Below are 21,567 nucleotides of genomic sequence, written 5' to 3'. Positions count from 1 at the left end.
CTTGAGGAGTCTTCGAAGGGTGCTCGATCCGCACCGCAGAAACTGCGGTAACCGAATGGAACGGAGTACCGCCATGACCTCCATGACCACCTTGCCCGCCGCCCCCGCACGGCCGCTCCCCCTCTCGGAGCGCGAGTTCGGCCTCCTGTACGCGGAGGTCCAGCAGTTCTACGCGCACCAGATGCAGCTGTTCGACTCCTTCGAGGCGGAGCGGTGGGCGGGCACGTTCACCGAGAACGCCGTCTTCGACGTGCCGACCCTGCCGGAGCCGGTGCGCGGACGCGCCGCGCTCGCCGCGAACGTGCGGCGGGGCCAGGAGGCGCAGGACAGGAGCGGCGAGCAGCTGCGCCACTGGATCGGCATGCTGGACGTCCAGCCGCAGTCGAACGGCACGCTGCGCACCCGCGCCTACGCCCTCGTGTACATGACGCCGCGCGGCGGGGTGTCCCGGGTGCACCGGGTGTGCGTGATGGAGGACGAGCTGGTCCTGTGCCGCGGCCGCTGGCGCACCAACCACCGCCTGGTAACCCGCGACGACCTCGCATGACCGCCCGGCGGCGGGATCCCCGCTCGCGGGCGCACCGCCCCCGGACCCCCGCGCCTCAAACGCCGGCGGGGCCCGAAAACCCGGGCGCTCCGCGCCGGGTGCGCTCAAACGCCGCGCGGGCTGGAAAACCCAGCCCCGCCGGCACTCAAGGCCCGGCCCCGGGGCGAAGCCCCGGTCTTTCTGCGGGCGGACCCCCGGACTCTGAGCCCCGCCGGCGCTTCAGGCGGGCGGACCGGGCGGAGCCCCAGCCCTTGAGCCCCGCCGGCGTGTGAGGCGCGGGGCCGGGCGGAGCCCGGTTTCGGGAAGGGGCGGGGTGGGGGAAAGCTCCGCGCAGCGGACAACGGCCGGGCGGAGCCTACGGCCGTACAGGTGAACAGACGTACGGGCGGTACGGGTGCCAGGGCTCAGACGGTGGTGCGGTCGGCGAGGACTCGGTTGACCATGTCGAGGTAGCGGCGCGGGGTGTCGGCGTCGTCGAAGTCCTCGCCGTCGAGCACGACGTCGAACTCGCGCTCGATCCAGCCGGTGGCCTGGAGGACGGCGAGGGAGTCGTAGCCGAGCTCGAACCAGTACTGGTCCAGGACGTCGCCGTCGAGGTCGATGCCCTCCTCCTCACCCGCGCACTCGCGCAGGATGCGCTTGAGCTGGTCGAGTTCCAGGCGGTCCCGGTCCATGGCATACCTCTGTTTCGGTCGAGTACGGAGTACGGAGTGAGGAGTGGCCGCGGTCAGGCGGCGGTGCGGACGACCGCCGCCGAGTTGAAGCCGCCGCGGCCGCGGGCCAGGACCAGCGCCGTGCGCAGCCGGATCCCGGTTCGGGGCGCGCCGGTGACGAGGTCGAGGGGGCAGTCGTCGGCGGGGGCCGTGGTGCCCGTGGTCGGGGGGACGACCTGGTCGCGCAGGGCGAGCAGGGCGGCGGCGACGTCCAGGGCCCCGCCGCCGGCCAGGAGCCGGCCGGTCATGGACTTGGGCGCGGTGACGGGGACCCCGCGCTCGCCGAACAGGGCGGTGAGGGCCTCGGCCTCGCGGCGGTCGGCGGCGCGGCTGCCCGCGGCGTCGGCGAAGACCACGTCGATGTCGCCGGGCTCCAGTCCGGCGTCGGCGAGGGCGCCCGCGGCGGCGGCCCCGAGCCGACACCCGCCGGCCGTGCCGGCTGAGCCACCCGCGCCGGCCCCGCCGTCGAAGGCGTCGAAGGCAGCGGCGTGTCCGGCCAGGGTCCCGTACACGCGGGCCCCGCGCCGACGGGCCGCGCCCGCGTCCTCCAGGACCAGGTGGGCGCCGCCCTCCCCGGGGACGTACCCGTTCGCGTCCCGATCGAAGGGCAGGTAGGCCCGGGCCGGGTCCTCGGCGGTGCTGAGCCCGCCGCCCGCGAGGTGGGCCGCCCAGCCCCACGGGCACAGCGTGGAGTCGATCCCGCCGGTGACGACGAGGTGCGCGCCCTTGCGGATCTGGCGGCGGGCGTGGGCGGCTGCGTCGAGCCCGCCGGCCTGTTCGGCGACGAGGACGCCGCTGGCGCCGCGCAGCCCGTGCCGGATGGAGATCTGGCCGCTGTTGACCGCGTAGAACCAGGCGAAGGACTGGTACGCGCTGACGTGCCGGCCGCCCCGGCTCCACAGCGCCTGGAGCTCGCGCTGCCCGAACTCGAACCCGCCCGCGGAGTTCGCGGTGACCACGCCGGCGGCGTACTCGGGCAGCTCGGCGGGGTCGGCCCCGGCGTCGTCGAGTGCCTCCTTCGCGGCGGCCAGGGACAGCCGGGTGACCCGGTCGGTCTGCTGGAGCAGCCGGTTCGGGACGTGGTCCTCGTCGACGAAGCCGGGGACCTCCCCCGCCAGCCGCGCCGGATAGGACGAGGCGTCGAAGCGGGTGAGCGGGCGGATGCCGCTCTCGCCGCGCAGTACGGCGGTCCACCAGGCCTGTGCGCCCAGCCCGTTCGGGGCGGCCACGCCGATCCCCGTGAAGACGGCGTCGGCGAGGGCGACTGGAGTGGTCGTCACGGGTCAGTCCTCCGCCTTCAGCGTGGGGCTGGTCAGGATCATGGCGCTCTGGAAGCCCCCGAAGCCGCTGCCGACGGTCAGCACCGCGTCGGTGCGCTGCGCGCGGGCGGTCAGCGGGGTGTAGTCGAGGTCGCAGGCCGGATCGGGCTCGTGCAGGTTGGCCGTCGGCGGTACGAGGTCGTGCTCGATGGCGAGGGCGCAGGCGGCGACCTCCAGGGCCCCGATCGCGCCCAGCGAGTGCCCGATCATCGATTTGACGGAGCTGACCGGCACCTCGTACGCGTGCCGGCCGAGGCTGCGCTTGAACGCCTCGGTCTCGTGCTTGTCGTTCTGCTTGGTGCCGGAGCCGTGCGCGTTGATGTAGTCGACGCGCTCGGGGGCCAGCCGTGCCTCGCCGAGGGCGGCGGTGATCGCGGCGGCCATCTCCGCGCCGTCGGGGCGCAGTCCGGTCATGTGGTACGCGTTGCTGCGCGAGGCGAAGCCGGAGATCTCGGCGTGGATGTGCGCGCCGCGGCGGCGGGCGTGCCCGTACTCCTCCAGGACGAGGACGGCGGCTCCCTCGCCGAGGACGAACCCGTTGCGGGTGGCGTCGAAGGGGCGGGAGGCGGTGGCCGGGTCGTCGTTGCGGGTGGAGGTGGCGCGGATCGCGTCGAAGCAGGCGACCGTGATGGGGGTGATGGGCGCCTCGGTGGCGCCGGCCACCATCACGTCGGCGCTGCCCTCGCGGATCAGGTCGACGGCGTGCCCGATGGCGTCCAGCCCGGAGGTGCAGCCGGTGGAGACGAGGGAGACCGGTCCCTGGGCGCCGGCGGTACGGGCCACCTCGGCCGCCATGGAGCTGGGCACGAAGTAGTCGTACAGGTGCGGTACGGCCTTGGTGTGGTCGACGAGCCAGCGCGTGCCGGCGTCGCTGACGGCCCCGTACTGGGTGTCCAGTGCGCTGGTGCAGCCCAGGGCGCTGCCGAGGGTGACGCCGGTGCGCACCGGATCGAAGGCGCCGTCCGCGCCGGCGGCGGCGAGGGCCTCGCGGGCGCTGACGACGGCGAACTGGGCGGCCCGGTCGAGGGCTTGGGCCCGGTCGGGGGCGAGCCCGTGTTCGAGCGGGTCGAAGTCGGCCTCCGCGGCGATGCGGGAGCGGAAGGAGGAGGCGTCGAAGAGGGAGATGGCGCGGGTGGCGGTGCGCCCCTCGGTCAGCAGCGACCAGTACTCCTTGGTGCCGGGGCGGCCGGGGGCGACGACCCCGATGCCCGTGATGACGACGCGCCGCCTCATCGCCCTTCTCCCTTGTCCGTGCTGTCCGTGCTGTCCGTGCTGTCGACGTGGTGGCCGCGTGCGGCGATGCGCGCCGCGGTGCGCGCCGCCCGGCCCAGCAGCCGGGGCAGCTCGGGCCCGCGTACGAAGAAGTGCCCGCCGGGCAGGGTGCGCCGCACGACCCGGCCGGTGGTCCAGCGCTGCCAGCCGGCGAGCGCGGCGGCGTCCGCGATCCGGTCCTCGGAGCCGTTGACGGCGAGCAGCGGTACGGCGAGCGGCCCGTCGGCGGCGGTGCGCAGGTCCAGGGCCAGGCGCAGGTCGTCGCGCAGGACGGGCAGCACCATGCGGTGCCACAGGTCGCCGGGCTCCGCGCCGGGCGGCGCGGCCCCGTACCGTTCGAGCACGGCCAGGAATTCGGCGTCGGGCAGGCCGGCCGCGCCGGCGAGGGCGGCGGGGGCGTCGGGCGGCGGGCAGGCGCCGATGGCGACGAGGGCGGGCTGCGGCAGCCGGGCCTCGGCGAGGGCACGGGCCACGGTGTAGGCGACGGTGCCGCCGCGGCTGTGCCCGTAGAGCACGTACGGCACCTCGGGCTCGTCCGCGACCTGCTCGAACAGCGGCTTGAGGTCGGCGAGCAGCTCCTCGCGGGTGGTGATCCGCGGCTCGCGGCGGCGCCGGTCGCGGCCGGGCAGCGGCCAGGAGGCGGCCTCGACCCCGCTGCCGACGGCCCGCTTCCACCGCCGGAACGCGGAGTCCCCGGCCCCTGCGTGCGCGAAGCAGTGCAGTCGTACCGCCGTGTGCCCCGTGGGCCCTGCGGGGCCCGTGTGCGCGGTGTGCGCCGGCTGCGCCATCGCCGCCCTCCCTGGTCTGCCCGGTCCCTGCACCGTGCGGTGCCCGCTGTCCCGCCCGGGTCGTCGCCCCCGACCCTGGCGGAAGCCGCTGGAGACGGGCTCGAACCCCGCTACGCCGCGTACAGGTCGAAGGTCGAGCCGCGGCGCGGGCCCGCGACCACGTCCAGGGCCGGGTCCACGGTCAGCATCGCCTGGTGCAGGCGCTGGAGCTGCGGCGAGGGCTCCACGCCGAGTTCGTCGATGAGCCGGGTGCGCAGCCGCCGGTAGACGTCCAGGCCGGTGGCCTGGCGGCCCGAGCGGTACAGGGCGACCATCGCCTGGGAGTGCAGGCCCTCGTGCTGCGGGTGGCGGGCGATCAGCTCGGCGAGCTCGGCGAGCAGTTCGGTGTGCCGGCCGAGCCGCAGGTCGGCGTCGATGCGCCGCTCGACGGTGACGAGGCGGCTCTCCTCCAGCCGCATCACCTCGATCTCCAGGATGGGGCCGACGCGTACGTCGACCAGCGCCGGCCCCTGCCACATGCCGAGTGCCTGGCGCAGCAGGCCGGCCGCCTGCTCGTCGTCGCCCTCCTCGAACGCGGCCTGGCCGCCCGCGACGAGGCGTTCGTACGCGTGGACGTCGACGGACTCCGGCTGCACCTGGAGCAGGTAGCCGCCGTGCCGGGTCGCGAGGACGTCCTTGGCGCTGCCGGGGGCGCCCGGGCCCATGGCGGTGCCCAGCCGCCGGCGCAGCTGGAGGATGTACGTCTGGAGGGTGGTCAGTGCGCTCTGCGGAAGGTTGGTGCCCCAGATCTCCTCCATGAGGGTGGGTACGGGCATCACCCGGCCCGGGTAGAGGGCGAGCAGTGCCAGGATCTGCCGCGGCTTGCCGGCCGTCGGAACAATCGACGCCCCGTTGACTTCGGCACTCAACGGACCCAGAACCTGAATCTTCATGGATTCCTCCGCCTGTTTGTCGAGTCCCATCGATTTTCAGACTCCGAACGGGAACGGTAGCGGGGCCCCGGACAATGTCCCCGAATTCTCGAGCAGCCGTCGAGCAGCCCTCCGACCGCTGTGCTTGCAGAGGCGGTACGGGCTGCTACATTCGCGAACAGCCACCGGGAGGAGGAGGCGCATGGAATTCTCCGCGCACGGCGGAAAGAGCCGGAACGGCGGGGTGGAGTTCCGCGTCCTGGGCCCGGTGGAGGTGTACGACCACCGGACGGGCCTGCGCGTCGTGCCCTCGGGGGCCAAGCAGCGCACCCTGCTCGCCGCGCTTGTTGTACGGGCGGGCGAGGTGCTCGGCACGGAGCGGCTCGTCGACGAGCTGTGGGGGGACCGGCCGCCGGCCGGCGGGTCCAATGCCCTGCAGGCCCATGTGGCCCGGCTGCGCCGGGTACTGCCCGTCGCGCCGCCCGGGCCGGACGGCCGCCGCGCGGAGTGGATCGGCACGCACGCGCTGGGCTACCTGCTGCGGCCGGACGGCGCCGCCGGCGACGCCCGGCGCTTCCACGCGCTGTCGGCCGAGGGGCGCTCGCTCCTGGCCGACGATCCCGAACGGGCCGCCGGCCTGCTGCGCTCGGCGCTCGCGCTGTGGCGCGGGCCCGCGCTCGACGGCAGCCTGCGCGGGCCGATCTGCGCGCGGGAGGCGGACCGGCTGGAGGAGCTGCGGCTGACCACGCTGGAGACGCTGTACGAGGCGGACCTGGCGGGCGGGCGGCACGGCGCGGCCGTCCGCGAGCTGGAGCGGCTGACGGCCGAGCACCCGCTGCGGGAGCGGTTCTACGACCTGCTGATGCTGGCCCTGTACCGGGGCGGGCGGCAGGGTGAGGCGCTCGGCGTGTACGAGCGGGCGCGCCGGCGGCTGGTCGACGGGCTGGGCGTGGAGCCGGGGCCGGCGCTGCGCGGCCGGCTGGACGAGATCCTGCGGCACGCCCCCTCACTGGCCGCGCCGCCCACGCCGGCCGCGCCCCCGCGGATCCAGGACCGGGCGGCGGCCCCGGCCGTGCAGGGCAACGGGAACGGCTGGAACGGGGACGGGAGCGGCTGGAACGGGGACAGGGACGGCTGGAACGGGGACGGGGACGGGGACGGGGCGGCTGAGCGGGACGGGGAGCTGCACCGGCTCGGCGGCGAGATCGTCCGGCTGGGCGAGCGGATCGAGGCCCTGGCCCGGCAGCAGCAGGCGCTGGTGCACCGTTTCGAGCAGTTGTCCGGCACGGCGGCGGTGACGGTGACGCGGAATCCGAACACCGAGAACCACCAGGGCGGCTCGAACGATCCGCGGATTGCGGAACTCCCCGAACTCCCGGCCGATCCGGGCCTGCTCGAAATCTCGGGGCTCCCGAACCTTTTTCCGGACGGCCAACTCGTCTGATCGGACCCGCCCTCCCGCGGGAATTCCGGCAGTGCTCCACCGGGACCCGAGCAGCATTCCACCGGGTGGGATAATCGGAGGAAATCAAATACGGGGTGTGTCGAGCCACAGCGGCGTGCGCAGAAAAGCGGACGGCGGCAGCGGAACGGCGGCCGAGCCGTGGCCCTGCGCGCCCTCCAGTGCGGCCCAGTCCACCTCCAGCCCCGCCAGCCACAGCCGCTTCAACTGGTGCAGGCGCCGCCCCGACCAGAGCGCGGCGAGGTAGTCGCGGGTCTCGGGCGCCTCGCCGAGCCGGAGCGGGTCCGCGGCGCCGTGGCGCAAGTCGGCGCAGTCGGGGTCCCGGCCGTCCTCGGGATCGAGCTCCGCCAGTACGCGGGCCAGCCGGCCGGTGTCGGTCACGACGGCCGCGTACCGGCAGTCCATCGCGGCGCGCCCGGTGCGCAGGCTGCGCGCGAGCGCCGCGAGGTCCACCCGCGGGCCCGGCGCGGCCAGGAATCCGGCGAACCGGCGTGCGGTGGCGGCCAGATGGGCCGGGGTGGGCGCGGACAGCACCACCAGCTCCGCGGACGGGGCGTCCGGCCCCGTCGTCGCGCCGGGCGGCGGCACGTACTCCTCCAGGACCACGTGCGCCTCGACACCGCCGGCGCCCCGGACCCCGGCCGAGGCCCGGCGCACCCCGCCGGCGGGCGCCGGCCACGGGGCGGCCGCCGGGCGGCCGGCCGCTGGCAGCAGGACGCCGTGGCGCAGCTGGAGGGCGGCGCGCAGCAGCACGGCGATGCCGGTGGCGGCCCCGGCCGCGCCGACGGCGGCGGACACCGATCCCGCGTCCTCGCGCAGCAGCCCGCCCGCGCCGCCCGGCTCGGCACCGGCCTCGCGCAGGGCCGCCCGTACGATCCGCTCGGCGGGGCCGGCGTACCTGCCGGCGGCGGCCTCGTGGCCGACGGCGCTGCCGCGGATCAGGCAGTGCACGGTGTCGCCGTCGGCAAGGGCCCGTTCGAGCGGTTTGAGGACCAGCGCGCCGACCGCTTCGCCCGCACCGGGGCGGCGGCTGGAGGCGTGCAGCAGCAGCTGCACCCCGCCGACCACGGCCGCCGCGCACTCGCCGCGCCGCAGGGCCGAGAGGGCGTGGTGCAGGGCGACGAGCGCGGAGGACTCGGCGGTGTCGATGCTGACGCTGGGGCCGGTCAGCCGGAGCAGCCCGGAGATCCGGTTGGAGAGGTTCCAGCTGCCGCCGCGCGGCAGGGGGCCGCGGTGGCCGCGGCCCCAGGACTCGGCGGCCAGCAGCGCGTAGTCCCCGGGGCCGGCTCCCGCGAACACGCCGACGCTGCGCGGCGTTCCGTCGGCGGCGCGCAGGGCGTCGAGCCGGCTGCCGGTGCAGCCCGCGCCCTCCAGGGCCTCCCAGGCGGTCTCCAGGAAGAGCCGCTCCTGCGGGTCGATGAGGGCCGCCTCGGCGGGGTCGATCCCGAAGAAGCCGGCATCGAAGTCCTGGACGCGGTCGAGGTAATGGCCGACCACCCTCCCGCCCCGCCCGCCCGGCGGCCCGGAGGCGGTACTCCCCCCGCCCTCGGCCTGCCGCCACACGGCCCCGAGGTCCCCGCCCCCGGGCTGCCGCCCGGCCATCCCCACGACGGCGACGGCCCCGGCCGCACCCTCGGGACCGGCTCCGCGCCGAGGCCCGGAGCCAGGCCGAGGACCGGGCTCGGAGCCGGAGTCGAGGCGCGGGTCGAGGCCGACCTCGCCGGGGCCCGGGCCCGGACCGGAGTCCGGCCCGGGCTTCGGGTCGAGGCCGAACCGCTCAGGGCAGGGGCCGGGGTTGGGGTCGACGCCCGCGTCGGAGCCGGGGCCGGGGGCGAGGGCGGGCGGCGGGATTGCGGCGGCCAGGAGGGCCGTGGTCTGGGCGCGGGTCAGGGTGCCGTTGCGGAACCGGGTCAGGATCTCCCTCTCGTCCATCCGGACGGGTTCCCTCAGCTGCGCCGGGCGAGCAGGACGAGCGCCTCGTCCACGGTCAGCCGGTCGTCGCGCACCGCGTCCAGCAGGACGTCGAGCCCGGCGGCGCCCACCGTGGCGGGGATCCGCGCGGCAGCGCCCAGGAGCTCGGCGACATGGGCGGCGAGCGCGGTGATGTCGGGGTGGTCGTACAGGACCACCGCCCGCTCCTGGAGGCCGAAGGTCCGGTTGATGGTGGCGACGAACTCGGCGCCGAGGATGGAGTCCAGGCCGAGCGTGGCGAAATCCGTGTCGGACCCGACGTCCCACACGTCGCAGCACAGGACGGCGGCGAGCTGTTCGCGCAGCGCCCGGGCGATCTCCTCGGTTCCGGCGGCAGCGGGCACGACCGCCACCGGCTCCGCGGTGCCGGTGCGGGCGGCCCGGTCCGCGGCCGGGACCCCTGCCGGGAGCGCGGTCGGGACCCCGGCCGGAACCACGGTGCCCACCCGCTCCAGTTCGGCGGCCACCTGCCGGGCGAAGGACTCGGGCGTCGGGTGGTCGTACAGGTCGGTCGGCAGGATCTCCGTCCCGTACCGGGCGTTGACGACGGCCACCAGCTCCACGGTCAGCAGGGAGTCCATCCCGAGGGACTGGAAGGTCTGCTCCGGGTCGATGGCCTCGGGCCGCTTGCGCAGCACGTCGCCGAGGACGCCGACGACGTCCCTCAGCACGGCGGCCGGCACGGCAGGCGACCCGGCAGGGGACCCGGCAGTGGGCACGGCGGCCGAGGCGGTGGCGGGTGCGGTGGCGGGGCGTTCACTCGTCATCTGCGGCTCTCCAGGACTCGGCGGTGCGGGGCGGCGGGCGCCTTCAGACGGCGCTGCCCAGGTACGGCGACAGGCCGCGGGCGCCGTCCCCGGGACTCCCGGCCGCGGCGATCCCGTCCGCGACGCTCCCGGCCGCAGGGCTCCCCGCAGGCCCGGTGCGGTAGCGTGCCGCGGCCCCGGCCGGTACGAGCGCGGGCAGCAGCAGCTCCCACAGCGCGGCGACCCGGCGCCCGAGCTCCTCGTACGGCATGCCGGTGCCGGCCATGGCCTCGATCCCGCAGGCGGCCGCGGCGACGAGCGACTCGGCCCTGTCCCACCCGGCGCCGTACCGCCCGGTCCCGGCCCGCAGTTCGCCGGCGTCGCGGGCGCGCCGCAGCAGGGCGCAGACCGCCGCGAGCCAGGCCCGCCGGAAGTCGGTGCCGCCACCCTCCCGGCCCGTGCACTCCACGGTGATCCGGAAGCTCGCGGGCACCGCCGGGTCGTCGTGCAGGGTGCGGGCCAGCCAGTGGGTGAGGTCGACGAGCGCCTGGAGCGGTGAGCCGCCCGACGCGCCCAGGTCGCGTACGGTCTCGCCGAGCAGGGCGGCGCCGCGCTGCTGCACGGCCTCGGCGAGCTCGTCCTTGGAGGCGAAGTGGAAGTACAGCGCGCCCTTGGTGACGCCCGCGGTGCGTGCGATGTCGCCGAGCGTCGACCGGTCGTACCCGTTGCGCCGGAACATCTCGGCCCCGGCCCGGACGAGCCGCCTGCGGGTGCGCTCCGACCTCTCCTGCACGGCGCTTCCTCCTCGGCTCGAGGGCCTGCCTGTCGGGGTGCGCGGGGTGCGCTTGGTACGCGGGGTGCGCGCTGTGCGCGGGGCGGCCATGTCAGCCGACGCGCACGAGTCGCTCGGCGGCGGCCTTCGCGGCATTGTCGAGCTGGTTCTCGGGGGCGGCCATCAGGATGGACCGCTGGAGTCTGCGCAGGGCCGCGGACGGTTCGATGCCGAGCTCCCGCACGAGGGTCGCGCGCAGCCGCTGGTAGACGTCGAGGGCCTCGCCGCGGCGGCCGGAGCGGTGCAGGGCCAGCATGAACTGGCCGTGCAGGTTCTCGTGGGTGCGGTAGCGGCTGGCGAGGACGGTGAGTTCGGCGAGCAGCTCGCGGTGCCGGCCGAGCCGCAGGTCGGCCTCGATGCGCTGGTCGAGCGCGCACAGCCGGGTCTCCTCGAGCCGGCGGGCCTCCATGTCGAGCTGGGCGCCGCCCTGTACGTCGGCGAAGGCGGGGCCGGACCAGAGCGAGAGGGCCTCGCGCAGCAGCCGGGCGGCGCCGGGGAAGTCGTCCGCGTCCATGGCCCGGTAGCCCATGCCGGCGAGCCGGTCGAACTCGCGGACGTCGCTGGTGCCGCCGCCGCTGTTGAGCAGGTAGCCGCCGGGCAGCGTGACGAGCACGTCCTTGGCGGTACGCCGCAGGCCCGCGGAGCGGATTCCGGTTCCGCCTGCGCCTCCGGCTCCGACGCCGGGGCCGGAGCCGATGTCCGTGCCGGCCCCGGCCGCCTCCCCCGCGCCGTGGTCCAGGGCGCTCGCGATGAGGGCCCGCAGCTGGAGGACGTACGTCTGGAGCGTCGTGCGGGCGCTGCGCGGCGGGGCCCCGGCCCAGAGCTCCTCGATGAGGGCCGAGACCGGGACCACCTGGTCGGCATGGAGCGCCAGGAGTGCCAGCACCTGTCGCGGCTTGGGGGCGGTCGGAGTGATGGAGACTCCCTGTTCCCGCACCGCCAGTGTGCCCAGTACTTCGATGTCCACGCCGTACTCCCCTGGTCCGTGGATGAGCCTTCCTCAGTAAAAAACAGGCCCGACGGTTTGTCAATACAAAACCGACCGTGCTGTTTTGGCGTGAGCGGCTCGCTTCCATGATCCCAACTCCCGCTTCTCACCTGGGAGTTTGTGCCCTACACCCATCGCGACCGCATGGCATCCGACACCCACACCCGTCCGGAATCCTCCCCGGCCCACCCTGAAACAGACCGGAGAGTCGCTATAGCGGCCGGCTCGGCCGGCTCCCCTCGGGCGCCAGGTCCGCGGCGAGCGCCGACGGTACGAGCGTGGGCAGCAGCAGGCGCCACAGCCGGGTGACGGTGGCCGCCGAGAGCCACCGCGTGTCACGGGCGCCGAGCACCTCCAGGCCGACGGTCGCCGCGACCACGGCCGCGACCACGTCCGCCACCGCCACCCCGGGGCGCAGCTCGCCGGCCGACTCGGCCCGCCGTACCGCCTCTTCGACCCAGGCCCGCCACTGCTCGCGCAGGTCCTCCTCCGGCGGCCGGGCGCTCTCGCCGCACAGTTGGAAGCCCGCCCGCAGCACCACGTCGGCGCGCAGGGCCGCCGCCAGCCGGTGGGTCGCGTCGACGAGGTCCTGCAGGCGCCTCCCGCCGGGCGGGTGCCGGTCGCCGGGCGGGTGCGGGTCGCCGGTGACGGCCGCGAGCCGGAGCAGGGCCGCGGCCTCGACGGCGTCGGCCAGCGCCGCCTTGCTGGCGAAGTGGAAGTGCAGTGCCCCGTTGCTCACGCCCGCCAGCGAGCTGATCGCGGTGAGGGAGGCGACCGTGTAGCCCTCCCGGTCGAAGATCTCGGCTGCGGACCCGATCAGGGCGTCACGCGTGCGCACCGCGCGTTCCTGCTTGGCCATCGGCTGCTCCGTGAGTGCGGGGGGATTCGGCCAGTCGACCCAACTGACCCACTTGAGCCAGTTGAGCCAACTGACCGAGTTGACGCCGACTCTAACAAACCGTCCAAGCGGTTTTGAATAACGGCGCAGGCTCCAACCCGGGTCAAGGGGGCAGGTCGGACAGATTCGCGCACCCGGCACTGCCGTTGCACTCGGAGATCCACTCAAGACGGGCTCGCCGCCCGCTCGTTGGGGTCTCGACCGGGCGCCCGACGGCCGTCAAAACGGCGGGCCCGCGGCCAGGCAACACCGGCAATAGCAGACGAATCGAAGTAAACGGCTGCGCCAATTTTGCCGACACCGACCGAAAGCCCCTAGAAATTAAACCGGTTGGTATGTAGTTTTCCCGGCCAAGGGGCAACCCGCACCGCACCACCCACGTCGCACAGACCAGGGGGATCGATGTCTGCGAGCACGTTCCAGATCGAACGGACCACGCACGACGGAGACACGAAGGGGGCCTGGGCGGCCTTCGCCGCGTCGGCCGGCAAGTCCGCAGGATCCTGCCCCACGACGCTGACCACGACCGTGCCCAAGGAACTGGTGCACCGGTCGGCCGTCGCGGAGGTCGTGCTCACCGACTGGGCGCGCGTCGACGACACCCACTTCGTCATGGCCGCCCAGTGGCCCCGCAGCCACAGCTTCTTCACCCCGGTCGCGGGCGGCTACCACGACCCGCTCATCGCCTGCGAGACCGTCCGCCAGATCGGGATCCTCCTGGGCCACGCCGAGTTCGGCGTTCCGTTCGGCCACCAGTTCGTCATCTGGGACCTCGACATCGCGGTGCACCCCCAGCACCTGGGCGTCGGCTACGAGCCGGCGACCCTCACGATCGACGTCACGTGCACGGAGGTCAACCGCCGCGGCAGCGCTCTGTCAGGTCTGCGCATCGAGGCGGTCTTCCACCGCGACGGCCATGTCGTGGCGACCGGCGGCGGCTCCTTCTCCTGCATGGCCCCGGCGGTCTACAAGCGGGTGCGCGGCGAGCACACCCTCGACGGAGACTGGTACCGGCTCCCGCTCATCAGCCCCGCGGCCCCGCAGAGCGTCGGGCGGATGTCCCCCATGGACGTCGTGCTCTCCCCCACCGGCGAGCAGGACCTCTGGCAGCTCAGAGTGGACACGCGCCACCCGGTGCTGTTCGAGCACGCGGTGGACCACGTCCCGGGCATGGTGCTGCTGGAGGCGGCCCGCCAGGCCACGGCGGCCGCGCTCGGCCGGTCCTCGTACCTGCCCCTGGGCTTCGCCAGCGAGTTCAAGCGGTACGCCGAGCTGGACGCGCCCTGCACGATCGAGGCCGTCCGGGTCCCCGCGGCGGCCGAGGACGAGGAGGCCGTGCTGGTGACGGCCCGCCAGGGCGGGGCCGAACTCTTCCGCTCGAAGGTCACGGCGGGCACGCACCACCTGTAGGGGCAGGACGCACCAACTGTAGGGGCAGGACCCGCGCCCGGCGTTCATCCCCGCCCCGGCCTTCATCCCCCCGGCGGCGCGAAGGCGTCCAGGTGGTCCGCCGCCCAGGTACGGAAGGACCGCGCGGGCCGGCCGAGCAGCCGGGGAAGGGTGTCGTCGACCCCGGACTTGGCCCCCTCGCGCTGGCGCTGCGCACTGTGCAGGAGCGCCCGGACCACGGTGTCCGGGTGGCGCCGGCCGAGCGCGGCGCGCGCCTGGTCCGGGCCCAGTTCCTGGAACCGCAGCGGGCGGCCGAGCAGTTCGGCGAGCAGGGCCGTCTGCTCGACGGCGGTGAGCGCCTGCGGCCCGGTCAGGGTGTGGGCGCCGCCCGCCGGTATCCGCCCGGTGAGGGCGCCTACCGCCGCCTCGGCGAGGTCGCGCGGGTCGACGCAGGAGTTCGGCGAGTCCCCGTACAGGGCGCGCACGACCTGCCCGGAGCGGACGGAGCCGGCCCAGGACAGCGCGTTGGACATGAACGAACGGGGCCGCAGCAGGGTCCACTCCATCCCCGAACCGCGCAGCAGTTCCTCGTTGCCGCGCTGCCAGCGGGTGATGACGTCGTCGGCCCCGGGGTCCTCGACGGCGGCGGCGGACAGTTTGACCACGTGCCGCACCCCCGCCGACCGCGCCAGGCGCAGGAACTGCCCGTCGTCGCGGCGCAGATCGGCGGTGACGAGGAAGACGGCGCGCACCCCGGCGAGGGCGGCGGCCAGCGAGCGCGGGTCGGCGTAGTCGCCGGGGACGGTCTCGGCGCCGGCGGGGGCGCCCTGGACCCGGGCCGGGACCCGGGCCATGACGCGAACGGGCAGGTCGGCGGGGAGGAGGCGGAGCACCTCGCGGCCGACGGTTCCGGTGGCACCTGTCACAAGGATCATCAGCGTCCCAACTTGACTGAAACTTACACCTGTTAGTGGTGCACGTTTGGCGCAGGGGTTACCCTATGTAAAATACAAACTGGACGGTTTCTTTTCTGAGCCTTCAACGGTTCGCCTAGCCCGAGGAGGTGGGAGGCACGTGGCCGAGCAAGTCCGAGCCATCCGCACACGCAAGACGATCCTCTCCGCAGCTGCCAAGATCTTCGAGGAGCGTGGGTACCAGGCGGCGACGATCTCCGAGATCCTCACCACCGCCGGCGTGACCAAGGGCGCCCTGTACTTCCACTTCCAGTCGAAGGAGGACCTGGCCCAGGGCGTGCTCGCCGAGCAGGACCAGCAGTTCTCGATCCCGCCGCGCGCCTCGAAGGTGCAGGAGATCGTCGACGCCGTGATGCTGCACGCCCACCGCCTCCAGACCGACCCCATGGTGCGCGCCGGCGTCCGGCTCTCGATGGACCAGCTGGCCCAGGGCCTCGACCGCAGCGGGCCGTTCCTGCGCTGGGGCGAGATCGGGCTGGACCTGCTGGTGCGGGCCCAGGCCCAGGGCGAGCTGCTGCCCCACGTCGTGCCGTCGGAGACGGCCGAGGTCATCGTGGGCTCCTTCGCCGGCATCCAGTCCATGTCCCAGGCCATCTGCGACTACCAGGACCTGGTGGGCCGGGTGTCCGCACTGATGCGCCACCTGCTGCCGAGCATCGTGGTCCCCTCCGTCCTCGCCTCGCTCGACCTCTCCGAGGGCCGTGGCGCAGCCGTCTACACCGAAGCCTTCCAGGCCGCGGAACTCCCCCAGCCCTCCCCCGCCCCGGCCCCCGCCCCCGCAGCCGTCTGACCTCCGGGCCGGAGTGATCCGGCTCACAGCCTGTCACAGGCCCCCGTCGCCCGGTGTCTTGAGCCCGAACGCCTTGAGACGACGGAGGAGACGGGCATGACGGACATGACGGGGAACACGGGTACCGCGGTGGTCGTGATCGGCGGAGGGTACTCCGGCGTGATGGCGGCCAACCGCCTGACGCAGCGCGACGACGTGACCGTGACGCTGGTCAACCCGCGTCCGGCCTTCGTCGACCGGGTCCGCCTGCACCAGCTGGTCGGCGGGACCGACGAGGCCGTGGTCGAGTACCGGAAGGTCCTGGCCGCGGACGTCCGGCTGGTGGTCGACACCGTGACGCGGATCGACGCGGCCGGGCGCACCGTGACCCTGGCGAGCGGCGGCACGGTCGGCTACGACCACCTCGTCTACGCGGTGGGCAGCGGCAGCGCCGACCCGGGCGTGCCCGGCGCGGCCGAGTTCGCCTACCCGATCGCCACCCTGGAGGAGGTGCAGCGGCTGCGGCCGGCCCTGGACGCCGCGCCCGCCGCGGCCGTGGTGACGATCGTCGGAGCCGGTCCGACCGGCATCGAGACCGCCGCCGAGCTGGCCGAGCAGGGCCGCAGGGTGACCCTGGTGTGCGGCGGGGTGCTCGGCCCGTACCTGCACGCCCGCGGCCGGCGCTCGGTGGCCGGGCGGCTCGCCGCGCTCGGTGTGACCGTGCTCGAAGGTCCCGACACCAAGGTGACGGCCGTGACGCGCGACGCGGTGCGGCTCCGCGACGGCCGCGAGCTGCCGAGCGCGGTGACCATCTGGACCGCCGGCTTCGGCGTGCCGGACCTCGCCCGGCGCAGCGGCCTGCGTACGGACGCCCTGGGCCGCCTGCTCACGGACGAGACGCTGACCAGCGTGGACGACGTACGCATCGTCGCGGCCGGGGACTCGGCCGCACCGTCGGGCCTGCCGTACCGGATGGGCTGCCAGTCCGCGGTGCAGCTGGGCCCCCAGGCCGCCCGGACGGTGCTCAGCCGGCTCGCGGGCGAGGAACCCGCCCCGGCGGAGGTGGGGTTCGCCGGGCTGTGCGTCAGCCTGGGGCGCCGCGCGGGCATCTTCCAGCTCGCCTCGCGGGACGACGTCGCGAAGAAGCACCACATCGGCGGCCGCCCGGGAGCGAAGGTCAAGGAGCTCATCTGCCGGAGCATCCTGTGGCAGCTGCGGTACGAGGCGCGCAGGCCCGGGGTGCGGACGTGGTGGGCCAAGGACGCCAAGCGGCAGCAGCTGCTGCTCCGGGCCGCGCGCGGCGAGGCGCAGGCCACCGCGCAACGGGCGGCGGCGGAGGCGGCCTAGCGTGGCGTCCCGCGGCAAGGAAAGATGATCTTGCCGTGGCCACGGGGTGCGAGGCCGCCGGCGATGGGGCCGGCCGGCCGCGAGGGAGGGGTACGGGGCATGAGCGACACGAGCGGATTCGGTGACGTGGGCGGCGTGGGCGAGGCGAGCGGCGGGGACGCGGCGAGCGGCGGGGGCGACCTGAGCCGCAGGGGCGAGAGCGGCAGCAGGGACGGTGGCGGCAGGGACGGTGGCGGCAGCGGGAGCGGCCGCGCCGGCGCCGACCCGGCGACCGAGGCCTTCGTCGCCCACCGCAACCTGCTCTTCACCGTCGCCTACGAGATGCTCGGCTCGGCCGCCGACGCCGAGGACGTCCTGCAGGAGACCTGGCTGCGATGGGTCAAGGTCGACCTGGCGCAGGTGCGCGACCAGCGCGCCTACCTGGTCCGGATCACGACCCGCCAGGCGCTCAACCGGCTGCGCACGATGCAGCGCCGCAAGGAGGCGTACGTCGGCCAGTGGCTGCCCGAACCACTGCTCACCGCGCCGGACGTGGCCGAGGACGTCGAGCTCGCCGAGAGCGTGTCGATGGCGATGATGCTCGTCCTGGAGACGCTGTCGCCGACCGAGCGGGCCGTCTTCGTCCTGCGCGAGGCCTTCGACCTCGGCTACGAAGAGATCGCCGCCGCCGTCGACAAGAGCCCCGCGGCCGTCCGCCAGATCGCGCACCGCGCCCGCCGGCACGTCGATGCGCGCCGCCCGCGCCGGACGGTGTCCCCGGCCGTGGCCTCCGCGGCCGTGGAATCGTTCCTGCGCGCGCTCGAGACCGGGGACCCGCAAGGCCTCCTCGACGTCCTCGCCCCGGACGTCGTCCTGGTGGGCGACGGCGGCGGCATCAAGCAGGCCGCCCTCCGGCCGATCAGCGGGGCCGACAAGGTGGTCCGCTTCATGCTCGGCGGCATCGGCAAGAACAAGCTCCCGCTCACGGTCTCCCCCACCGTCGTCAACGGCACCCCGGCGCTCCTCGTCCGCCTGGACGGGCAGTTCGACGGCGTCATGGCGGTCCGGGTCGACGACGGCCTCATCTCGGGCCTCTACTACGTCCGCAACCCGCAGAAGCTGACCCGCTTCGCGTCCGAGACCCCGCTCACCCTGCGCTGAACGCCGCGATGCGGGCCGCCCGGACGACGACCCTGGAGAGAGAGCCATATGACCTGGTCCACCCGCATCGTTCAGCGCGACGGCGTCCGCATCTCCTGCCGTGACCGGGCGGGCCCCGGACGCCCCGTCGTCCTGCTGCACGGGCTGGCCGGCCACGCGGGCGAATGGGACGCCCTCGCCCGGCACCTGCCGGCCCGGCACCGGGTCGTGGCGGTGGACCAGCGCGGTCACGGCGCCAGCGAACGCCATCCCGCAGACCTGTCCCGGGCCGCCTACGTCGCCGATGTCGTCGCCGTCCTCGACCGGCTCGGTCTGCAGGAGCCCGTACTCGTCGGCCAGTCGCTGGGCGGCCACACCGCCATGCTCACCGCCGCCGCGCACCCCGGCCTCGTCCACGCGCTCGTCCTGGTCGAAGCCGGCCCCGGCGGCCCGAACCCCCGGGTGCAGCAAGAGGTCGGCGGCTGGCTCGACTCATGGCCGATCCCGTTTCCGTCGCGGGAAGCCGCCGTCGGCTTCCTCGGCGGAGGGGCGGTCGGCGAGGGCTGGGCGGCCGGCCTGGAGGAGCGCGACGGCGGCTGGTGGCCCCGCTTCGACCGTGACGTCATGGTCGGCTCGCTGGCCGAGAACGCCCGGACCTCCTTCTGGGACGAGTGGACGAAGATCACCTGTCCGACCCTGGCCGTCCTCGGCCAGTCCGGCATCATCCCGCCCCAGGAGATCGGCGAGATGCTCCGCCTGCGGCCGGACACCGCGGCCGTGAGCATCCCCGGTACGGGCCACGACCTCCACCTCGAACGGACAGACGTACTGCGTCAGGTGCTCGAGGATTTCCTCCGCGGCATATGAGCACGAACACGAACACGAGCACGAGCGAGCCCGGCTGTACCAACTAGTATGTATAGTCCCTTCCATGAGCACGAGCACTGCCGACCGCCTGATCGAAAGCACCCGTGAACTGCTGTGGGAACGCGGCTACACCGGCACCAGCCCCAAGGCCATCCAGCAGCGGGCCGGGGCCGGGCAGGGCAGCATGTACCACCACTTCACCGGCAAGCCGGACCTGGCCCTCGCCGCGATCCGCCGCACCGCCGAGGAGTTGCGCGCCAAGGCCGAGGAGCAGTTCTCGGCGCCGGGTACCGCGGTCGAGCGGGTCACCGCGTACCTGCGCCGCGAGCGGGACGTCCTCAAGGGATGCCCCGTCGGACGCCTCACCCAGGACCCGGACGTGATGGCCGATCCGCTGCTGCGGGCGCCGGTCGACGAGACCCTGGGCTGGCTGCGCGAGCGCCTCGCCGAGGTCCTGGCCGAGGGGCGCGAGCGCGGTGAACTCGACGCCGCGCTGGACCCGCAGGCCACCGCCGCGACCGTCGTCGCGGTCCTGCAGGGCGGCTACGTCCTGGCCCGCGCGGCCGACTCCGTACAGCCGTTCGACCAGGCGATCGGCGGGGTGCTGGGCCTGTTGGCCGCGTACGTCCCCACCTCTCGCGCGTAACCGGCCGCTCCGCGGCCGAGAAAGGCAGCTCCCCGTGTACGCCAAGCAGTACGAGATCACCCTGCCCGCCGACTACGACATGCAGATCATCCGCAAGCGGGTGGCCGAGGGCGGCCACGTCCTCGACGACCGCGCCGGGCTGGGGCTGAAGGCGTACGTCATCCGCGAACGCGGCACCGACGGCTCGCCGGTGAACCAGTACGCCCCCTTCTACCTGTGGAACGACACCGGTGCGATGGCCCGCTTCCTCGTCGGCGGCGGCGGATTCCAGAACATCGTCCGGGACTTCGGCCGCCCTGTCGCCCGCCACTGGACGGGCATCGCCTGCCACGCCGGCCCCGCCCGTACGGCGCCTCCCCGGGCGGCGTCGCGCCGTCTGACCGCCGTGCCCTGCGACGCGGACCCGGACCGCACCGGGCTCGGCCTGACCGCGCTGGTCGAGCGGGAGGCGGAGGAGCTGCGGCAGCTCGCCCGCCAGGAGGGCGTGCACACGGCCGCGTTGGCCGTCGACCCGCACCACTGGCAGCTGCTGCGGTTCGTCCTGTGGGCGGAGACGTCCGCGCCGGACGAGGACGCGACCGAACGCTACGAGGTGCTGCACCTGTCCGCCCCGGGCCTGGCCGATCTGCCGGAGGGACGGGACTGGTAGGCAAGAGCGTGGCGTTGTCCGGATGTGACGGAACAGCGTCATTGTGGCCGTGGCCCACGGCAGTGACGATGGATACATGTCCACGAACCGCCGGGTCGTCATCGCGGTCTTCCCCGATGTCGACCTCCTCGATGTCACCGGCCCCGCCGAGGTGTTCGCCCTGGCCAATCGAGAGACCGGCGGCCGGGCGGGCTACCGGGTGCAGCTGGCCGGCCCGACCGCCGGGGTGGTCGCCACCTCGGCCGGTGTACGGCTGGTCACGGACCTGACGTTCGCCGAGGTCGAGGGGGTGCTCGACACGCTGCTCGTGCCCGGTGCGGTGGACCTGCACCCCGACGGGCCGGTCGCCCGGATCGACCCGGAGGTGGTGGCCTGGCTGCAGGCGGCCGCGCCGACGGCCCGGCGCGTGGCGTCGGTGTGCGTGGGAGCCCACCTGCTGGCCGCGGCCGGGCTGCTGGACGGCAAGACCGCCACCACCCACTGGTCGACCGCGGCCCGACTGGCGGCCGACCACCCGTCGGTTACGGTGGATCCCGATCCGATCTTCGTACGGTGCGGGAAGGTGTGGACCGGGGCCGGGATCAGCGCCTGCATGGACCTGGCGCTGGCCCTGGTGGCCGAGGACCTCGGCGAGGAGGTCGCGCTGGCGGTGGCCCGGCAGCTGGTGATGTACCTCAAGCGGCAGGGCGGGCAGAGCCAGTTCTCGGTCCCGCTGAGCCGGCCGGCGGCGTCCCGGCGGGACATCGACGAGCTGCGGATGTACGTCGCCGACCATCTGGACGGCGACCTGTCCACGGGGGCGCTCGCGGAGCGGATGTGCCTGAGCGAGCGGCACTTCGCGCGGGTGTTCCGGCGGGAGACGGGGGTCACGCCGGCCGCCTACGTCGAGGCGGCGCGGGTGGAGGCGGCCCGGCGGTTGCTGGAAAGCACCGACGAGCCGTTGGAGGCGGTGGCCGCCGCGAGCGGCCTGGGCTCGGTGGAAACCCTCCACCGGGCCCTGCGCCGCCAAATCGGCACCACCCCCGCCACCTACCGCCGCCGCTTCCGCACCACACCCTGACCCCCCGGGCCCCGCCCCGCTGCGACCCAGCCATGGGCCCCGGCCCGCCACCCCCTTCAAAGCCGAAGGTCGACACCTCCGGCCCACCACCCCCTTCAAAGCCAAAGGTCGGCACCCCCGGCCCGCCGCCCACTTCGAAGCCGAAGGTCGGCAGCCCCGGCCCACCACCCCCTTCGAAGCCGGGTCCGGCAAATCCAGCCTCGCCGGCGTTTGAGGCGCGGTATCACCGGCATCGGCGAGATGGTCGAGAAGGGTCTGAAGGCGACCGGCTTCGAGGAGGTCGGCCTGCTGTCCCTCTCC

Annotated in this window: 21 protein-coding genes; 10 read left to right on the top strand and 11 right to left on the bottom strand. The window is 74.5% G+C overall.

Annotated elements, in window-relative coordinates; genetic code table 11:
- Positions 1–73: 73 nt before the first annotated feature.
- The gene (locus AB0F11_RS01155) at positions 74–547 is read left to right on the top strand and encodes a nuclear transport factor 2 family protein (RefSeq protein ID WP_362166855.1); all 474 of its coding nucleotides are present in this window, start codon (positions 74–76) and stop codon (positions 545–547) included.
- 404 nt (positions 548–951) lie between these two features.
- On the opposite strand, the gene AB0F11_RS01150 is transcribed toward AB0F11_RS01155, so the two are convergent.
- From AB0F11_RS01150 to AB0F11_RS01130, 5 genes are all read right to left on the bottom strand, one after another.
- Positions 952–1,221: an acyl carrier protein gene (locus tag AB0F11_RS01150; protein ID WP_362166853.1), complete on the bottom strand. Its 270-nt coding sequence runs from the start codon at positions 1,219–1,221 to the stop codon at positions 952–954.
- Positions 1,222–1,274: 53 nt separating this feature from the next.
- The gene (locus tag AB0F11_RS01145) at positions 1,275–2,540 is read right to left on the bottom strand and encodes a ketosynthase chain-length factor (RefSeq protein ID WP_362166850.1); all 1,266 of its coding nucleotides are present in this window, start codon (positions 2,538–2,540) and stop codon (positions 1,275–1,277) included.
- 3 nt (positions 2,541–2,543) lie between these two features.
- Positions 2,544–3,812: a beta-ketoacyl-[acyl-carrier-protein] synthase family protein gene (locus AB0F11_RS01140; protein ID WP_362166847.1), complete on the bottom strand. Its 1,269-nt coding sequence runs from the start codon at positions 3,810–3,812 to the stop codon at positions 2,544–2,546.
- Positions 3,809–4,639: a thioesterase domain-containing protein gene (locus AB0F11_RS01135; RefSeq protein WP_362166844.1), complete on the bottom strand. Its 831-nt coding sequence runs from the start codon at positions 4,637–4,639 to the stop codon at positions 3,809–3,811. Before AB0F11_RS01135 ends, AB0F11_RS01140 begins: the two co-directional genes overlap by 4 nt.
- Before the next feature lie 110 nt (positions 4,640–4,749).
- Positions 4,750–5,571 carry an AfsR/SARP family transcriptional regulator gene (locus tag AB0F11_RS01130; protein ID WP_362166842.1) on the bottom strand — a complete coding sequence of 274 codons (822 nt, stop codon included), beginning with the start codon at positions 5,569–5,571 and terminating at the stop codon, positions 4,750–4,752.
- Between the two features lie 181 nt (positions 5,572–5,752).
- Here AB0F11_RS01130 and AB0F11_RS01125 point away from each other — a divergent pair, with 181 nt between their 5' ends.
- A complete protein-coding gene (locus AB0F11_RS01125; RefSeq protein ID WP_362166840.1) occupies positions 5,753–6,994 on the top strand; it encodes an AfsR/SARP family transcriptional regulator in 1,242 nt (413 codons plus the stop codon).
- An 84-nt stretch (positions 6,995–7,078) separates the two neighbouring features.
- Here the strand turns inward: AB0F11_RS01125 and AB0F11_RS01120 are convergent, their stop codons facing one another.
- From AB0F11_RS01120 to AB0F11_RS01100, 5 genes are all read right to left on the bottom strand, one after another.
- Complete coding sequence (locus tag AB0F11_RS01120) at positions 7,079–8,944, bottom strand: beta-ketoacyl synthase N-terminal-like domain-containing protein (protein ID WP_362166839.1); 1,866 nt, start codon at positions 8,942–8,944, stop codon at positions 7,079–7,081.
- A gap of 14 nt (positions 8,945–8,958) precedes the next feature.
- Entirely contained in the window at positions 8,959–9,750 is a 792-nt protein-coding gene (locus AB0F11_RS01115) for an acyl carrier protein (RefSeq protein ID WP_362166837.1), read from the bottom strand.
- Positions 9,751–9,793: 43 nt separating this feature from the next.
- Complete coding sequence (locus tag AB0F11_RS01110; RefSeq protein WP_362166835.1) at positions 9,794–10,522, bottom strand: ScbR family autoregulator-binding transcription factor; 729 nt, start codon at positions 10,520–10,522, stop codon at positions 9,794–9,796.
- 91 nt (positions 10,523–10,613) lie between these two features.
- Positions 10,614–11,528 (bottom strand): AfsR/SARP family transcriptional regulator, encoded by a 915-nt coding sequence (locus tag AB0F11_RS01105; RefSeq protein WP_362166833.1) that lies wholly within the window; start codon positions 11,526–11,528, stop codon positions 10,614–10,616.
- A gap of 232 nt (positions 11,529–11,760) precedes the next feature.
- The gene (locus AB0F11_RS01100) at positions 11,761–12,408 is read right to left on the bottom strand and encodes a ScbR family autoregulator-binding transcription factor (RefSeq protein ID WP_362166830.1); all 648 of its coding nucleotides are present in this window, start codon (positions 12,406–12,408) and stop codon (positions 11,761–11,763) included.
- Positions 12,409–12,849: 441 nt separating this feature from the next.
- Between AB0F11_RS01100 and AB0F11_RS01095 the strand changes: the two genes are divergently transcribed.
- A complete protein-coding gene (locus tag AB0F11_RS01095; protein ID WP_362166828.1) occupies positions 12,850–13,857 on the top strand; it encodes a ScbA/BarX family gamma-butyrolactone biosynthesis protein in 1,008 nt (335 codons plus the stop codon).
- A gap of 62 nt (positions 13,858–13,919) precedes the next feature.
- On the opposite strand, the gene AB0F11_RS01090 is transcribed toward AB0F11_RS01095, so the two are convergent.
- A complete protein-coding gene (locus AB0F11_RS01090; protein WP_362166826.1) occupies positions 13,920–14,771 on the bottom strand; it encodes an NAD(P)H-binding protein in 852 nt (283 codons plus the stop codon).
- 139 nt (positions 14,772–14,910) lie between these two features.
- On the opposite strand from AB0F11_RS01090, the gene AB0F11_RS01085 reads away from it, so the two are divergent.
- The 7 genes from AB0F11_RS01085 to AB0F11_RS01055 all read left to right on the top strand — a co-directional run bounded on the left by AB0F11_RS01085 (position 14,911) and on the right by AB0F11_RS01055 (position 21,267).
- Positions 14,911–15,600, top strand: a complete 690-nt coding sequence (locus AB0F11_RS01085; RefSeq protein ID WP_362166825.1) for a ScbR family autoregulator-binding transcription factor — start codon at positions 14,911–14,913, stop codon at positions 15,598–15,600.
- Between the two features lie 105 nt (positions 15,601–15,705).
- Positions 15,706–16,926 carry an FAD-dependent oxidoreductase gene (locus AB0F11_RS01080; protein ID WP_362167252.1) on the top strand — a complete coding sequence of 407 codons (1,221 nt, stop codon included), beginning with the start codon at positions 15,706–15,708 and terminating at the stop codon, positions 16,924–16,926.
- 99 nt (positions 16,927–17,025) lie between these two features.
- Entirely contained in the window at positions 17,026–18,066 is a 1,041-nt protein-coding gene (locus AB0F11_RS01075) for an RNA polymerase sigma-70 factor (protein ID WP_362166822.1), read from the top strand.
- A 48-nt stretch (positions 18,067–18,114) separates the two neighbouring features.
- On the top strand, positions 18,115–18,912 hold the full coding sequence (locus tag AB0F11_RS01070) for an alpha/beta hydrolase (protein ID WP_362166820.1): 798 nt from the start codon (positions 18,115–18,117) through the stop codon (positions 18,910–18,912).
- 64 nt (positions 18,913–18,976) lie between these two features.
- Complete coding sequence (locus AB0F11_RS01065) at positions 18,977–19,558, top strand: TetR/AcrR family transcriptional regulator (protein WP_362166818.1); 582 nt, start codon at positions 18,977–18,979, stop codon at positions 19,556–19,558.
- Between the two features lie 34 nt (positions 19,559–19,592).
- Entirely contained in the window at positions 19,593–20,207 is a 615-nt protein-coding gene (locus AB0F11_RS01060) for a DUF4865 family protein (RefSeq protein ID WP_362166815.1), read from the top strand.
- Positions 20,208–20,283: 76 nt separating this feature from the next.
- Positions 20,284–21,267 carry a helix-turn-helix domain-containing protein gene (locus tag AB0F11_RS01055; protein WP_362166813.1) on the top strand — a complete coding sequence of 328 codons (984 nt, stop codon included), beginning with the start codon at positions 20,284–20,286 and terminating at the stop codon, positions 21,265–21,267.
- The last annotated feature ends 300 nt before the right edge of the window (positions 21,268–21,567 follow it).

Origin of the sequence: Streptomyces sp. NPDC032472, assembly GCF_040636955.1 — a bacterium.
GTDB lineage: Bacteria > Actinomycetota > Actinomycetes > Streptomycetales > Streptomycetaceae > Streptomyces.
This window is presented reverse-complemented; position numbering and strand designations above follow the sequence as displayed.

Coding starts and splice junctions, on each gene's coding strand:
- AB0F11_RS01130 (WP_362166842.1), bottom strand. CDS start 5,571: ATGAAGATTCAGGTTCTGGGTCCGTTGAGTGCCGAAGTCAACGGGGCG.
- AB0F11_RS01095 (WP_362166828.1), top strand. CDS start 12,850: ATGTCTGCGAGCACGTTCCAGATCGAACGGACCACGCACGACGGAGAC.
- AB0F11_RS01075 (WP_362166822.1), top strand. CDS start 17,026: ATGAGCGACACGAGCGGATTCGGTGACGTGGGCGGCGTGGGCGAGGCG.
- AB0F11_RS01055 (WP_362166813.1), top strand. CDS start 20,284: ATGTCCACGAACCGCCGGGTCGTCATCGCGGTCTTCCCCGATGTCGAC.
- AB0F11_RS01155 (WP_362166855.1), top strand. CDS start 74: ATGACCTCCATGACCACCTTGCCCGCCGCCCCCGCACGGCCGCTCCCC.
- AB0F11_RS01135 (WP_362166844.1), bottom strand. CDS start 4,639: ATGGCGCAGCCGGCGCACACCGCGCACACGGGCCCCGCAGGGCCCACG.
- AB0F11_RS01115 (WP_362166837.1), bottom strand. CDS start 9,750: ATGACGAGTGAACGCCCCGCCACCGCACCCGCCACCGCCTCGGCCGCC.
- AB0F11_RS01070 (WP_362166820.1), top strand. CDS start 18,115: ATGACCTGGTCCACCCGCATCGTTCAGCGCGACGGCGTCCGCATCTCC.
- AB0F11_RS01065 (WP_362166818.1), top strand. CDS start 18,977: ATGAGCACGAGCACTGCCGACCGCCTGATCGAAAGCACCCGTGAACTG.
- AB0F11_RS01140 (WP_362166847.1), bottom strand. CDS start 3,812: ATGAGGCGGCGCGTCGTCATCACGGGCATCGGGGTCGTCGCCCCCGGC.
- AB0F11_RS01090 (WP_362166826.1), bottom strand. CDS start 14,771: ATGATCCTTGTGACAGGTGCCACCGGAACCGTCGGCCGCGAGGTGCTC.
- AB0F11_RS01125 (WP_362166840.1), top strand. CDS start 5,753: ATGGAATTCTCCGCGCACGGCGGAAAGAGCCGGAACGGCGGGGTGGAG.
- AB0F11_RS01120 (WP_362166839.1), bottom strand. CDS start 8,944: ATGGACGAGAGGGAGATCCTGACCCGGTTCCGCAACGGCACCCTGACC.
- AB0F11_RS01080 (WP_362167252.1), top strand. CDS start 15,706: ATGACGGGGAACACGGGTACCGCGGTGGTCGTGATCGGCGGAGGGTAC.
- AB0F11_RS01150 (WP_362166853.1), bottom strand. CDS start 1,221: ATGGACCGGGACCGCCTGGAACTCGACCAGCTCAAGCGCATCCTGCGC.
- AB0F11_RS01100 (WP_362166830.1), bottom strand. CDS start 12,408: ATGGCCAAGCAGGAACGCGCGGTGCGCACGCGTGACGCCCTGATCGGG.